Raw genomic sequence first — 14,018 nt, 5'->3', positions numbered from 1 at the left:
TTGATGAAGATAAAATTATTGATACTATTTATAGCCTGTAGTTTGTCTGCCCTTGCACAACAAGAGCCACAGTACACAAATTACATGTATAATATGAGCATGGTGAATCCTGCTTATATGATTAACGAACCAAGTTTAATTGAAGTTGGCGCTTTATACCGTACCCAATGGGTAGGTGTAGATGGTGCTCCAAAAACGGCTAATGTTTTTGCAAATATTCCTTTAAGCGAAAAAATAGAATTAGGCGTAAATTATTTAAATGATAATATTGGCGGTAACGTCAATATGAGCGAAAATGTATTTAACATAGACGCTGCTTATAAAATTAATTTAAAACGTGATTTAAATCTGTCTTTTGGATTAAAAATGGGGTTTGATCATTTAAATTTTAGTGCTATTGGCAGTAATGTTTCTGGCGATCCATCTTTTGGGAACACCGATAAAACAGTGATTAATATTGGGGCTGGAGCTTTTTTGTTTCATAAGGATTACTATGTTGGAGTGTCTTCTCCAAATTTAATACCCGGCGATTTAGAATTTAATGATCAGGTGTTTTACAACAATAGCATTCACGTGTTTTTAATTGGTGGCTATATTTTTGAATTGGACGATATGTTTAAGTTGAAACCATCAACCGTTATTAAATATACTGGTGGTGCGCCGCTATCTGTTGATGTTTCAGCAAATGTGATGTACGATAATAAATTCGAATTAGGGGTGTCTTATCGTTATCAAGACGCTATTTCAGGTCTGGCCGTTTTCAATGTAACCCCTGATTTACGTATTGGCTACGCTCACGATTTCAATACCAGTCAATTAAAAAGCTTCAATAATGGCAGTCATGAGTTTGTATTATTATACAGGTTCGATGTGTTAGGATTAAGTAAAACATATTCATCTCCAAGATTCTATTAATATGATTAAGAAAATAATTTTAGTTTTAGCAATCTGTTTGGGGGCTCAATTAGCCATTGGCCAAAAAACTAGAGGCGATCGTTTTTTTGAAAAAGGAGATTTTATTAATGCTGCCAAGCATTACGAAGTTGCACTACAAAAGGAACGCCATAAAAAAGACCTTCAGAATTTAGCAATTAGCTATTATAATACTTTTGAATACCGATTGGCTTCGCGCTATTTAAAACAATTAGTGAAAGGGCAATTTGGCGAAAAAGATAAAAGTTACGATAATGAATATAACTTTAAACTCTATCAAATATTATCCGCTTTAGGCGATTACGAAACAGCGTTAGAGCACTTAAAAGTTTATAAGGAAAATAATTCGGGATCTATAGATATAGCAGAATCTATCGAGAATATTGAAACCTTCAAATTAAAAAGTCCAGATTATACGGTAGAAAAAGTGCAGTTTAACTCAGATGCTTCCGATTTTGGTGCTGTAAAACTTCAAGATAAGGTGTATTTTACATCCGATCGAGGTGTGGATGCAGTCTTCGGAAAAACCTATAAATGGACACATCAGTCCTTTTTAGATATTTTTGTAACTGTGGTAAATGAAAAAAATGATACTATCGGTTTAACAAAACCTTTGCCTAAAACCGTAAATTCTAAATATCACGAAGGTAATTTTTGTTTCAGTAAAGACGGACTTACTATGTATATTTCGCGTAGTAATATCACTAATGGGAAGCGTGAATTTAATGATGATAAATTGAATAATATTCATATTTATAAATCTGTTTTCGAAAATGGAGTTTGGTCCGAATTAGAAAAATTGCCATTTAATATCAACGGCTTTTCGTACCAACATCCAGCATTAAGTCCGCAAGGTGATAAACTTTATTTTTCGTCAAATATGGAAGGTGGCTATGGAAGTTTCGATTTGTATTATGTCCATTTAGATGAAGAAGAAATAAGCCAACCTATCAATTTAGGAAGTCAAATTAACACCGAAAACCGAGAACATTTTCCGTTTATTTCAGAAGCAGGTCATTTGTTTTTTGCATCCAATGGGCATTTAGGTTTGGGAATGTTGGATAATTTTGTTTCAGAATTGGTGAATAATAGCTTCACAAAACCGCTAAATTTAGGGGTGCCAATAAATTCGCAATACGATGATTTTAACCTGAATTATTATAATGAAACCGAAGGTTTTTTCGCTTCAAATAGAAATAAACGAAGTGATAATATTTTTCAGTTTAAAGAAACAGGAGAAATTTTTATTCGCGAATATATGAATACGTTCGAAATTCGTGATGCAGTTACAAAAAATGAAATTCCTAACGTAAAAGTGCTTTTAACAACTAAGAAGAATAAAACACTTTATAGTAATACTTTAGACGATTCGGCTGTGTTTAACATGAACTTACTAGCTGATAATTATCAGCTTGAAGCAGAAACAGAAGGGTATTATAAAAAGACTTTGGCTATTACTGTTTTAGAAAAGAAAGATCAAACGCATGTATTGTATTTAAAAGTTATTCCGCCTCCGCCACCTGTGGTTATCGATCCTGTTGAAGCCGTTATTGCCGAAAAGAAAATTGATATCAAGTTAAAAGAAAAAGATCCGACCAGATTTGCATTGCTAACCGATGTTGAAGGCCCTCCGGTAGTTGAAAAAGATGGGAAGCTGTTTTTTGAATTAGAGCCTATTTATTTCGATTTTAATATGTGGGATATTAGAGCCGATTCTAAGAAAATATTAGATGCTTTGGCGGCTAAGTTAGAGCGCTATCCTGAGATTAATTTGAAAATAAGTGCACATACCGATAGTCGAGGTACCGTAAAATACAATCAATATTTATCGGAACGTCGCGCAGAATCTACAAGAAATTATTTAGCTTTGGAAGGTTTTATAAACGCACGCCGATTGGCTTTTAAAGGTTTTGGAGAATTAATGCCTATGGTGCCTTGCCCAATGCTAAATTGTACCGAGGAAGAGCACCAATTAAACCGACGTAGTGAGTTTGAAATAACTAAATATTAAAGTTTATGGGGAAGTATAAATGTGTGATTTTTGATTGCGATGGTGTTTTGGTCGATAGCGAACCCGTGAGTATTCAGGTTTTAGTGGATATAGCTAATGAGCATGGGGCCAATATTGATTTGCTCTATGGTATGAAACATTTTAAAGGCAGTTTTTTTACGGCCTGTAAAAGTAAAATAGCGGCCTTAACAGAAAAAGAACTTCCCGACGATTTAGAAGATCAATATAGACAACGCAGTTTTGAAGCCTTCAAAAAAGAGATGAAGCCCGTTGAAGGTATTAAGCATGTGCTTGAAAATTTAGAAGAGCCATTTTGTGTCGCATCTAGCGGGCCAGAAGATAAAATTCAACTTAATTTGGGACTTACCGGATTGTTGCCGCATTTTGAAGATAAAATATTTAGCTGTTACAGCATTCAGAAATGGAAACCCGATCCAGCAGTGTTTTTATGGGCAGCAGAAACCATGGGGTTTAAGCCTGAAGAATGCGTTGTTATAGAAGATAGTTTATCTGGAGTTCGAGCTGCAAAACAAGGCGGTTTTGATGTTTTTGGCTTTGTAGCACACGATTATAATAATGAATTAAAAAGCGAAGCCACGCTAACTTTTGATAGTATGAGTAAGCTTTTAGCGATGCTTTAAATGAGGCGAAATATTAAAAGATACTAAATTTAATACCTACTTATGATAAAAAACTACATTGTAATTGCTTTTTTATTACTGACTTTAAATGCTGCGGCTATGCAGATTTTTGTTAAAATGAATGATGGTAAAACTATAGCGCTCGAGGTTGAACCAAATGATACTATTGAAAGCGTCAAATTAAAGGTTCAGGATAAAGAAGGTGTGCCGCCAAATGAGCAAATTCTAACTTATAACGGCGTAACTTTACTTGATGGAAATATGGTAGCAGATTATAATATACAAAAGGAGTCTTTATTGATTTTGTCGCAGTCTACTTTATCTACGGAAAGTCTTGTAAAGGTTGCTGATAAACTGATAGCCTTTCCTGTGCCAGCTAAAAATTATATTGTCATTTCTAACCTAAAAGAAGAAAGAGCATACCGTGTTCTTACTGTTTTCGGACAAGAAGTAGCTAAAGGTATAGTGTCTGTGAATAGCAATAGTATTGCTATTCAAAATTTGCATAAAGGGATGTATATCTTGAGTTTTAATAACAACCAAACGTTGCGTTTTTTTAAAGAATAAGTTATTTGTTCTCTTAATTTCTTAAGGTTTCAATAGCTTCAACAACGGCACTATGGCTCACGGGGTTTTTCTCGAAATGCTTGGTGAGTTTTATTTTTTCTTCCGAAGTCGCTTCAAACTGATTTAAAATATTCATTAAGTGCATTTTCATATGTCCTTGCTGAATACCTGTTGTGGTTAAAGAACGTAATGCCGCAAAGTTTTGAGCTAATCCGGCAACGGCAACAATTTGCATAAGTTCCTTAGCCGAAGGTTTGTGTAGCAATTCTAAAGCCAATTTCACCAATGGGTGTAAACCTGTAAGACCGCCAACGGTACCTAAGGCCAACGGAATTTCCATCCAAAAGGTAAATATGCCATTTTCAATTTTAGCATGCGATAAACTACTGTATTTTCCGTTTCTAGAGGCATAAGCGTGCACGCCAGCTTCAACGGCTCTAAAGTCGTTTCCTGTGGCAAGTACAACAGCATCAATACCATTCATAATTCCTTTATTGTGAGTTACGGCGCGGTAAGGTTCTATTTCTGCAATTTTTACGGCTTGCACAAACTTGTTAGCAAAAGCTTCACCCGAAATGTTCTTGTTTTCACTAAGTTCTTCAACTTTACAACTCACTTCAGCACGAACTAAGCATTCAGGAACGTAGTTAGAAAGGATGCTCATTACAATGTCTATCTGTTTTTCTGCTTCCGAGAAATCGACATATTGTAAGGCTTCATTTTTAAAGGTTTTTGCAAACTGTTCCAAGCAAGAATTTATAAAGTTTGCTCCCATGGCATCTAGGGTTTCAAACGATGCATGAAGTTGGTAATAACCGTCAATATCGGCTGTTTTATTACGTAATTCAATATCTAAAATGCCACCGCCACGCGATTCCATGTTTTTTGTTAATGGCTTTGCTTCGGTAATTAATTTGGGTTTTACATTTTCGAAAAAGGCTTTTAAGGTTTCAGAATTACCATGAAACATAAAATGAACTTGTCCAATTTTTGTAGTAGAAATTACGGTAGTTTTAAATCCGCCACGCTCTAACCAAAACTTAGCAGCTTTGCTTGCTGCTGCTACCACTGAGCTTTCTTCAATTGCCATTGGTATAGTGTAAAGTCGGTTATTTATAGAGAAGTTTGGCGCCACACCAAGAGGTAAATAGTAGTTACTTATGGTGTTTTCTATAAACTCATCGTGCAGTTGCTGTAATGTTTCATTATCGTTCCAATATTGTTTTAAAACTGTTTTTGCATTTTCGGCGTTAGCAAAATAGGTGTCTGCAAGCCAATCTATTTTTTTTGATTTTGATAATTTTGAAAATCCAGCAATCGTTTTACTCATAATTTGTGCATTTATGGGTGTAAAGATAATACTCTTAACATAATTAAGCGTTAACTTGAATTTCACAAGTTATTTAACTGTTAATATTATCGTTGTTTTGAAGTATTTTTGTTAAACTTGCGGTAATTATGAGAATTAAATATCGATTTTAATGAAATACCTAAAATTCACCTTTCATATTTGTCTTTTTTTTACAGCTATTGTATCGGCACAAACAAAAGACATTACACTAGAGGATATTTGGAATGGCACATTTAGAACCGAAGGGTTAGATGCTTTACATTCTATGGCAAACGGACAACAATATTCTGTTTTAAATTTTGACCGCGCCGCAAGAAACACAACTATTGATATTTACGATTATAAAACCTTGGAAAAGGTAAAAACATTGGTAAGTGCAAATGATTTAGAGGCCATTCCATATTTTTCAGATTATACGTTTAGTGCCGATGAAAGTCAGGTGATTTTAGCAACCGGAGAGGAGTCTATTTTCCGTCGTTCATCACGTGGTCATTATTATGTCTATAACGTAGCCACTGGAACGTTAAGTTTAATTTCAGAAGAAAAAATACAAGAGCCCACCTTTTCTCCTAACGGAAATCAGGTGGCTTTTGCTTTTAATAATAATTTGTACGTCAAAAATTTAACTTCGGGAGAAACCATTCAAATCACGTTCGATGGTGTGAAAAACAGCATTATTAATGGTATTACAGATTGGGTTTACGAAGAAGAATTTGCCTTTGTTAGAGCTTTTGATTGGAATGCCGATGGGTCACAAATTGCCTATATACGCTTTGATGAAACCAACGTTCCTGAGTTTTCAATGGATGTTTATGGTGAAGCTCTTTACCAAACGCAAGAGGTTTTTAAATATCCTAAAGCGGGTGAAGTAAATTCAGAAGTGTCGCTCCATATTTATAATTTGAAAAACGAAAAAACAACTAAGGTTGAGGTTGGTGCAGATGTTGAATATATAGCGCGAATGGCTTGGACTAAAAAAGCCGATGTTTTGAGTGCTCAAGTATTAAACAGACATCAAAATAATTTAGAATTATTCGCTTATAACACGACAACAAATACTAAAAAAGTACTTCTGAAGGAAACCGATAAAGCTTATGTGGATGTTACCGATAACTTAACCTTTTTAAAGGACAATAGCTTTATTTGGACCAGCGAAAAAGATGGTTTTAATCATATTTATCATTATAGTAATGAAGGTGAATTGATAAACCAAGTTACTAAAGGAAACTGGGAAGTAACTAACTATTACGGTTTCAACGAAAAAGCAAAAACAATTTATTATCAATCGGTAGAAAACGGATCTATAAATAGAGATGTTTATGCTGTGAAATTAAATGGAAGAAATAAAATCAGGTTAACATCGAAAGAAGGTACTAATAACGCCGATTTTAGTGCCGATTTTTCATACTTTATAAACACGTTTTCTGATGCGAAAACACCTCCGGAATATACTCTGAACAATGCATCATCTGGTAAAGTGATAAAATTAATTAAAAATAATGAGGCTTTAGTTGAAAAGCTTTCAGAATACAATATTACATCTAAAGAGTTTAGTACTATTTCAATAAATGGAAATGATTTAAACATGTGGATGGTGAAGCCGGCAGATTTTGATGTTTCAAAAAAGTATCCTTTATTAATGTTTCAATATTCAGGTCCAGGTTCGCAACAAGTTGCAAATAGTTGGATTAGCTCTAATGATTATTGGTATCAATTGCTAGCAAAAAAAGGCTATGTTATTGCTTGTGTCGATGGACGCGGAACAGGTTATAAAGGTGCTGATTTTAAGAAAATAACACAAAAGGAATTAGGTAAGTACGAAGTTGAAGACCAAATTGAAGTCGCTAAAAAATTAGGTAGTCTAGATTATATTGATGCGGATAGAATAGGTATTTGGGGATGGAGTTTTGGTGGTTTTATGAGTAGTAACTGCTTGTTTAAAGGAAACGACGTGTTTAAAATGGCTATTGCTGTTGCTCCTGTAAGCAGCTGGCGTTTTTACGATTCTATTTATACGGAACGATACATGACAACGCCACAAGAAAATGCAAGTGGTTATGATGAAAATTCACCAATAAATCATGTAGATAAATTGAAAGGAAACTTTCTTTTAGTGCATGGCTCGGGAGATGATAATGTGCATGTGCAAAATACCATGCGCCTTGCAGAAGCTTTAATTCAAGCAAATAAGCAGTTTGATTGGGCTATTTATCCTGATAAAAATCACGGTATTTATGGTGGAAAAACAAGACTTCATTTATACACTAAAATGACTAACTTTATAGATGCAAATCTAGGAGATAAAATAAATGACTAACTACAGTATTAACTAACAACAAATTTATGGCTGCTAAAACATTACAACCCCATCAAAAAGAACTTTTTGGACAACCCATTGGATTGTATATTTTATTTTTAACAGAAATGTGGGAACGTTTTTCCTATTACGGAATGCGTGCCTTATTGGTGTTGTATATGACTACGCAAACTACCGGAGATGCTAGAGGCGCAGGGTTGGCATGGACAGATCAAGAAGCTTTAGCGCTTTATGGTTGGTATACCATGTTGGTTTACGTGATGTCTATTCCTGGAGGTATGATTGCCGATAAACTAATTGGCCAGAAAAAAGCAGTTTTATATGGAGCTGTCATTTTATGTATTGGGCATGCCGTTTTAGTACTTACTGATATTTGGGCTTTTTACACAGGTTTAGGATTAGTGATTTTAGGTGTTGGATTGTTAAAACCTAATATTTCGACTATGGTTGGAGGTTTATATAAAGCTGGTGATATTAGACGTGATAAAGGATTTAGTATTTTTTACATCGGTATTAACTTAGGTTCGCTTTTAGCAACTATGGTTGTTGGTGGTGTTGTTGCAAAATGGGGTTGGCATGCTGGCTTTGGTTTGGCAGGTATTGTTATGGTTCTAGGATTGATAAACTATATTGCTGGTCAAAAATATTTATCTCAGGTTGGAAATTTTATTCCAAGCACAAATGATGAAAACGAAGTGTCTTACGGCGAGTTGTATTCTGAGCTTTTTAAATCTCCAAAGCAATTGATGTTTGCTGGTATATTGTTGGCGGCGTCTTTATTTGGTTGGTATGCTATGGGCTGGGGTTATGGTCTTTTGTTTTTGTTTTTAACGGCTATTGCTGCATTGTTAATGATGATTTATAAAGATTTAGACACGCAAGTATATAAAGATCGTTTTGTGGTGTTATTACTGTCATTTATTATGGTAATTATCTTTTGGGGCGCTTTCGAGCAAGCCGGAGGATTAATGAATTTGTATACCGATACTAATACCGATCGTGTGTTATTTGGTTGGGAAATTCCAACAGTAATGTTTCAAAGTTTAAATGCCGGATTTATTATTCTCTTTGCAACTTTAATCGCAGGTGTATGGGCAAAACGAAAACTAAAGGGTAAAGAAGCTTCTTCTATATTTAAAATGGCAATTGGTATCATCATTATGGGGCTAGGTTTCTTATTCATGGTATTTGCTGCTATGGAATTTGAGAGATCTGGAACATCTAGTATGATTTGGTTAGTATTGGCTTATCTTTTCCATACAATCGGAGAACTTTGTTTGTCTCCAGTAGCACTTTCTTTTATTACTAAATTAGCACCTGTAAAATACGCATCGTTAATGATGGGGGTTTATTTTGCGGCATCTGGTTTAGGAAATAAAGTTGCGGGCATTATTGGTGAGTCTGCAAGTAAGTTTGGTGAGTTATATATTTTCTCTGGAATCGTAATTTTCACCGTGATTATCGGTATATTATTTATCGTTATTCTGAAGCCATTAAAGCGATTAACGCATGGGGCAGAAGAAAGTGAGCGCGTTCTAAAAAACGAGGAAACGGAAGGCTTTGAACTTGCGGAAAATTAAAATTTAACAAACCCTCACATTGAGGGTTTTCTTCATTATAAACCTTTAATTAAATATTCTTTTATGAATACAGACATTGAAAATCTATTTAAAGATAAAGTTATCGGGCATCCGGCTGGGTTATTTATCATTTTCTTTACAGAAATGTGGGAGCGTTTTTCCTTTTATGGAATGCGTATTCTTTTGGTTTTGTTTTTAACAGCGCCTTTACTTGGTGCTAATGCAGGTTGGGAATGGCCAAGAGAACATGCCCTAGCTTTAATAGGTACTTATGGGTCTATGTTATATTTAACGCCTATTGTTGGTGGATGGGTTGCCGATAAAATTACTGGTTATAAATGGGCGGTTATTATAGGTTGTTTCTTTATGATGCTTGGCCATGCGGCTATGGTTTTTGAAACACCAATGTCACTTTATTTAGGTTTAGCACTTTTAATTATAGGAACAGGTTTTTTTAAACCAAATATGACTTCTATGATTTCTGAAATGTACAAAGGCAAGGAGTCTAAAAAAGATGGCGCTTATACCATTTATTATATGGGTGTAAATGCTGGAGCTTTTTTCGGAATGATGCTTTGCGGTTATTTAGCTGAAAACATTGGCTGGAGTTACGGTTTTGGGTTAGCAGGTATTTTTATGCTTTTAGGGTTGATTCAATTTTGGCTGGCGAAAGATTTTTTCGGTCAAATTGGAGAAAAACCATCCAAAGTACATGAAGTTGAATTGGCTCAAAATATAAATGAAAGAAGTCCGAAGGAGCATGATGTCACAGAGCATGTTGAAAAACAAAACCCATTTACAACGGTAGATTTGGTTTTAATTGTGTTATCAGCTTTAGGCGGATTGTTATATCTAATAAATGATCCACTTTCAAAAATTGGAAACATTAATATTTTGAACTTCCAAATTGGAGGTTTAGATGGTTCTAGCGTTACAGTGTTAACGGCTTTAGTGTTGTTTTTGTATTTAATTACCACGCGTATTTCTAGATATTCACGTGTTGTACGTGATAAAATTATTGCCGTATCGGTGTTCGCTGTATTTACTGTAATCTTCTTTGCTGCTTTCGAGCAGGCTTTAGGTTCTATGACGTTGTTTGCTAGAGATTATACCGAGCGCGCTCTTACGGGGAGTTCGGCCATGATTTTTAAAATTGTAGACTTAATTTTAACCGTTGGTCCTTTGGCTATCATTACGTGGGTGTTATTTTTATTATTCAAAAAAACATACTCAAAAATACCGTATTCAAATATTGTATTAGCTGTGTCTTTTGCGTTTCTATGGTATATTGTTTACTATAAAATTAATAATGAATTCAGTAAAGATACTACCGAAGTACCAGCAACTTGGTTTGGTATTTTAAATTCATTTTTTATAATTACCCTAGCGCCATTGTTTTCAAGATGGTGGGAAAGTAAATACAACCCAAGTGCCGCCATGAAATACGGTATCGGTTTGTTACTTTTAGGCTTAGGTTTTGGTGTGTTAGTCTTCGGTACTTTGGGCATTCCTCAAGGCGCGAAAACAGCTTCGGTAAGTATGGTGTTTTTAATATTAGCTTATCTGCTTCACACTATGGGAGAGCTGTGTATATCTCCGGTAGGCTTGTCGTATTTAAGTAAATTAGTACCAGGTAGAATGATTGGTTTTATGTTCGGTATTTGGTATTTAGCCATCGCCATTGGGCAGAAAGCAGCAGGAACCATGGGAGGGATGATTGATAAAATTACTGCGGAATACTCATTGAGTAGTTTCTTCTTAATATTTACCATTGTACCGGCGGTATTTGCCTTGTTTTCAATAGTATTAAATCCATTACTTAAAAGGTTAATGCATGGCGTTCGATAATAAAATTAAATGTTAAAAATATATAGAACGCTCCACTTTTTGGGGCGTTTTTTGTAAGTTCGGTACAGCTTTTACTACCTTTGTATGGTAAGAAAGTAGTGTTTCTTATCAGAATAATTAAAAATAGTTCAAATGAAAAAAATATCAATAGCGTTTTTATTAATGCTTTTTACAGTAGTTTACAGTCAGGCACAAGAAATTAAATGGGTTACTTTAGAAGAGGCCATTTCACTTCAAAAGAAAGCACCAAAAAAAATAATGATGGATGTTTACACTACATGGTGCGGACCATGTAAAATGTTAGATAAAAACACCTTTCAGAATAAAGAAGTAGCCGATTATGTTAACGAAAATTATTATGCTGTAAAGTTTAATGGCGAAGGTAATGAGGTGGTAAATTATAAAGAAAAATCGTTTACTAATCCTAATTACGATCCTGCTTTAGCAAACAGACGTAATGGAGCGCACGATTTAGCACGATATTTAAAAATAAGTGCCTATCCAACGGTTGTGTTTTTAGATGAAAATGCTGAGGTTATTACACCGCTTAGAGGATACCAAACACCAACACAATTAGAGTTGTATTTAAAAATGTTTAAAAACGACGATCATAAAAATATTAAAACTCAAGATGAATTTAATGCTTATTATAGCGCATTTGTGTCTGAGTTTAAAGGATAGATTATTCCTTTAATATTACTCATATTCAATTATAAAAGCTCCCTTTTCATTCGTATTATGAAAAGGGAGTTTTCTTTTTATACATACCGATTTCCATTGCTCCACGTACGATTTGTAGTTGCTACCATCAGCAATTATGTATTTAGGTTGAATGGAATCTATTAATCGATTCAAGTTTATTTGAGGCGATTGCCGAAGCAAAACATAATCGGGTTTAAACAATTTAATATTATACGTATTTAGACTATCTACAACTAAAAGTGTTTTTGTGTTTAAACTGTAAACTGGTTGTATTTTGGTTTCTTCTATGTGATTAATAAAATTCCCAACAGTATAATTTTTTACGATTGAAGATTCTAAAAAGGCCGTAGAATCCATGTCATGAGCCACAGTAATCTTATTATTTGCGGTATTTCCAATTAAGCTATATCTACTTTTATGAAATACAATAAACTCGTTTGACGGTTTGTTGAAGTTGGTATAGATAAAAACACACTGTATACTTGCAATGCTTAAAAATAGCCACTTTATGTTTTTGAAATCCCAAGCTTTCATGAGTTGAACAATCGAAATAATAAAAAGATAAAACGCTAAAACATGCCAAATACTAAACGGAATATCATTGTAAATAAAACTTGTTTGATCTGATATTAGAGCGATAATAGCATTCAGTTTACTAATAATCCAACTGAATGCATCTGCTAGAAATTGTGGTAATATGCTTATTGACGCCATGAAAATAACGAATAATCCATAACCTAAAATGAAAACTAACACAGGGATAATAATCAAGTTCGATACTAGAAAGAGCCCCGCAAACTGATGAAAATAAAATAGTAAAAGCGGAGCAATACCTAATTGAGCAGCAATACTAACCGTAGCCGTGTGCCAATACAATTTAAGTATTTTGTTTTTGGGTTGCCATAACTTAAAAAGCAATGGGTCTATAGTCACAATAGCAAAAACAGCCATGTAGCTCAGTTGAAAACCAACATCGAAAATGTATAAGGGTTTAAACAATAAAATAATAAATATTGAAATCGCTAGTGTGTTATAGATGTTTGTAGGCCGTTTTAAATTCATGGCAATAGCTACAATGCTAAACATGGTTACAGCACGCGTTACAGAGGCGGAAAGTCCTGCGATAACAGCAAAACTCCATAATAGGATAACGAGCAATATGGTTTTAAGTATTTTGCCGTGTTTCAGACTTTCCATAGGTTTTAAGAGCCAACTTAAAATGAGCAAAATAACACCAACGTGCAGTCCGGAAATAGCTAAAATATGAATGGCACCTGCATTTTTATAATCGTTATAAATATCCTGACTTAAATCTTGACGTTGCCCGAGAAATAAGGCATTTATCACAGCTAATTCATCAGGGTGAAAATTATATTTTTTCAATTTAGAATTGATGAAACTTCGAATACCATCTGCAACTCCAAACGCTGTGTGTATTTTTGATGAAACAGGAAATAATTCAGAAATGTTAACACGTAACTGATGATAAATCTGCTTTTTTTCTAAATAGGCTTTATAGTCGAATTGATAAGGGTTTAACGGATAACCTAAATCTTCAAAAGTGGTTCTTGTGGAAAAAACGGCATCAACTTTTAAAGGTGTTTTTGTGCTATCTTTTTCAATACTTAAAAGCGATTTTCCTTGCGTTTGTTTATCTTCAAACTGTAAAATATCAACAACATATTTATCATAATATCTGTTGGGTTTTAAAACTTCTCTAATGCGGAATGTAACAGTTTCTAAGGTTTCTTTTTCATCTAATACATAATGTGTAAAATGCTTAGAAAAGTTTTTTTCGTTATGAATGTTTGTTGTGAGAATTCCCACAGAGATCATCGAGATAAAGGCAATTAATCCAAACCAAACCGTACTGATGAATTGTTTTCGGGCAACGCTATAAGTAATGAATAAGCTTAATAATGAAGTACCTGTTAACCATAGTGAGATATTGAGGGGCGTAGTGAAAAACCATCCAATTAAGATGCCGGTAATGAGGCAAATAGTGAGTTTGATTATGGTGAAATTGAGTAACTTCATAACCAAGGTAAGATATAAAATATTATTGATG

10 protein-coding genes are annotated in these 14,018 nt (G+C 34.2%); 8 read left to right on the top strand and 2 right to left on the bottom strand.

Annotated features, from left to right (window positions below; genetic code table 11):
- The first annotated feature begins 3 nt into the window (after positions 1-3).
- From QWY92_RS11605 to QWY92_RS11590, 4 genes are read left to right on the top strand one after another with little or no spacing between them, the layout of a single operon-like run.
- Positions 4-915, top strand: coding sequence for a PorP/SprF family type IX secretion system membrane protein (locus QWY92_RS11605; protein WP_290271413.1), 912 nt, complete (start codon positions 4-6; stop codon positions 913-915).
- Between the two features lies 1 nt (position 916).
- On the top strand, positions 917-2,944 hold the full coding sequence (locus QWY92_RS11600) for an OmpA family protein (RefSeq protein ID WP_290271412.1): 2,028 nt from the start codon (positions 917-919) through the stop codon (positions 2,942-2,944).
- 5 nt (positions 2,945-2,949) lie between these two features.
- The gene (locus tag QWY92_RS11595) at positions 2,950-3,585 is read left to right on the top strand and encodes an HAD family hydrolase (RefSeq protein WP_290271409.1); all 636 of its coding nucleotides are present in this window, start codon (positions 2,950-2,952) and stop codon (positions 3,583-3,585) included.
- A gap of 42 nt (positions 3,586-3,627) precedes the next feature.
- Positions 3,628-4,152, top strand: coding sequence for a ubiquitin-like protein (locus QWY92_RS11590; RefSeq protein ID WP_290271407.1), 525 nt, complete (start codon positions 3,628-3,630; stop codon positions 4,150-4,152).
- Between the two features lie 13 nt (positions 4,153-4,165).
- On the opposite strand, the gene QWY92_RS11585 is transcribed toward QWY92_RS11590, so the two are convergent.
- Positions 4,166-5,482, bottom strand: coding sequence for a hydroxymethylglutaryl-CoA reductase, degradative (locus tag QWY92_RS11585; RefSeq protein ID WP_290271405.1), 1,317 nt, complete (start codon positions 5,480-5,482; stop codon positions 4,166-4,168).
- A gap of 151 nt (positions 5,483-5,633) precedes the next feature.
- Between QWY92_RS11585 and QWY92_RS11580 the strand changes: the two genes are divergently transcribed.
- The 4 genes from QWY92_RS11580 to QWY92_RS11565 all read left to right on the top strand — a co-directional run bounded on the left by QWY92_RS11580 (position 5,634) and on the right by QWY92_RS11565 (position 11,929).
- The gene (locus QWY92_RS11580; protein WP_290271403.1) at positions 5,634-7,820 is read left to right on the top strand and encodes a S9 family peptidase; all 2,187 of its coding nucleotides are present in this window, start codon (positions 5,634-5,636) and stop codon (positions 7,818-7,820) included.
- 26 nt (positions 7,821-7,846) lie between these two features.
- A complete protein-coding gene (locus tag QWY92_RS11575; protein ID WP_290271401.1) occupies positions 7,847-9,400 on the top strand; it encodes a peptide MFS transporter in 1,554 nt (517 codons plus the stop codon).
- Positions 9,401-9,463: 63 nt separating this feature from the next.
- A complete protein-coding gene (locus tag QWY92_RS11570) occupies positions 9,464-11,248 on the top strand; it encodes a peptide MFS transporter (RefSeq protein WP_290271399.1) in 1,785 nt (594 codons plus the stop codon).
- Positions 11,249-11,380: 132 nt separating this feature from the next.
- Complete coding sequence (locus QWY92_RS11565) at positions 11,381-11,929, top strand: thioredoxin family protein (protein ID WP_290271398.1); 549 nt, start codon at positions 11,381-11,383, stop codon at positions 11,927-11,929.
- Positions 11,930-11,944: 15 nt separating this feature from the next.
- Here QWY92_RS11565 and QWY92_RS11560 read toward each other — a convergent pair whose 3' ends face one another.
- Positions 11,945-13,987: a ComEC/Rec2 family competence protein gene (locus QWY92_RS11560; protein WP_290271396.1), complete on the bottom strand. Its 2,043-nt coding sequence runs from the start codon at positions 13,985-13,987 to the stop codon at positions 11,945-11,947.
- Positions 13,988-14,018 lie beyond the last annotated feature (31 nt).

The organism is Algibacter miyuki (assembly GCF_030409805.1).
Taxonomy (GTDB): domain Bacteria; phylum Bacteroidota; class Bacteroidia; order Flavobacteriales; family Flavobacteriaceae; genus Algibacter; species Algibacter miyuki.
This window is presented reverse-complemented; position numbering and strand designations above follow the sequence as displayed.

Bases quoted from the DNA above. Each gene is read 5' to 3' on its own strand.
- QWY92_RS11565 (WP_290271398.1), top strand. From the start codon at position 11,381: ATGAAAAAAATATCAATAGCGTTTTTATTAATGCTTTTTACAGTAGTT.
- QWY92_RS11600 (WP_290271412.1), top strand. From the start codon at position 917: ATGATTAAGAAAATAATTTTAGTTTTAGCAATCTGTTTGGGGGCTCAA.
- QWY92_RS11605 (WP_290271413.1), top strand. From the start codon at position 4: ATGAAGATAAAATTATTGATACTATTTATAGCCTGTAGTTTGTCTGCC.
- QWY92_RS11595 (WP_290271409.1), top strand. From the start codon at position 2,950: ATGGGGAAGTATAAATGTGTGATTTTTGATTGCGATGGTGTTTTGGTC.
- QWY92_RS11580 (WP_290271403.1), top strand. From the start codon at position 5,634: ATGAAATACCTAAAATTCACCTTTCATATTTGTCTTTTTTTTACAGCT.
- QWY92_RS11570 (WP_290271399.1), top strand. From the start codon at position 9,464: ATGAATACAGACATTGAAAATCTATTTAAAGATAAAGTTATCGGGCAT.
- QWY92_RS11575 (WP_290271401.1), top strand. From the start codon at position 7,847: ATGGCTGCTAAAACATTACAACCCCATCAAAAAGAACTTTTTGGACAA.
- QWY92_RS11585 (WP_290271405.1), bottom strand. From the start codon at position 5,482: ATGAGTAAAACGATTGCTGGATTTTCAAAATTATCAAAATCAAAAAAA.
- QWY92_RS11560 (WP_290271396.1), bottom strand. From the start codon at position 13,987: ATGAAGTTACTCAATTTCACCATAATCAAACTCACTATTTGCCTCATT.
- QWY92_RS11590 (WP_290271407.1), top strand. From the start codon at position 3,628: ATGATAAAAAACTACATTGTAATTGCTTTTTTATTACTGACTTTAAAT.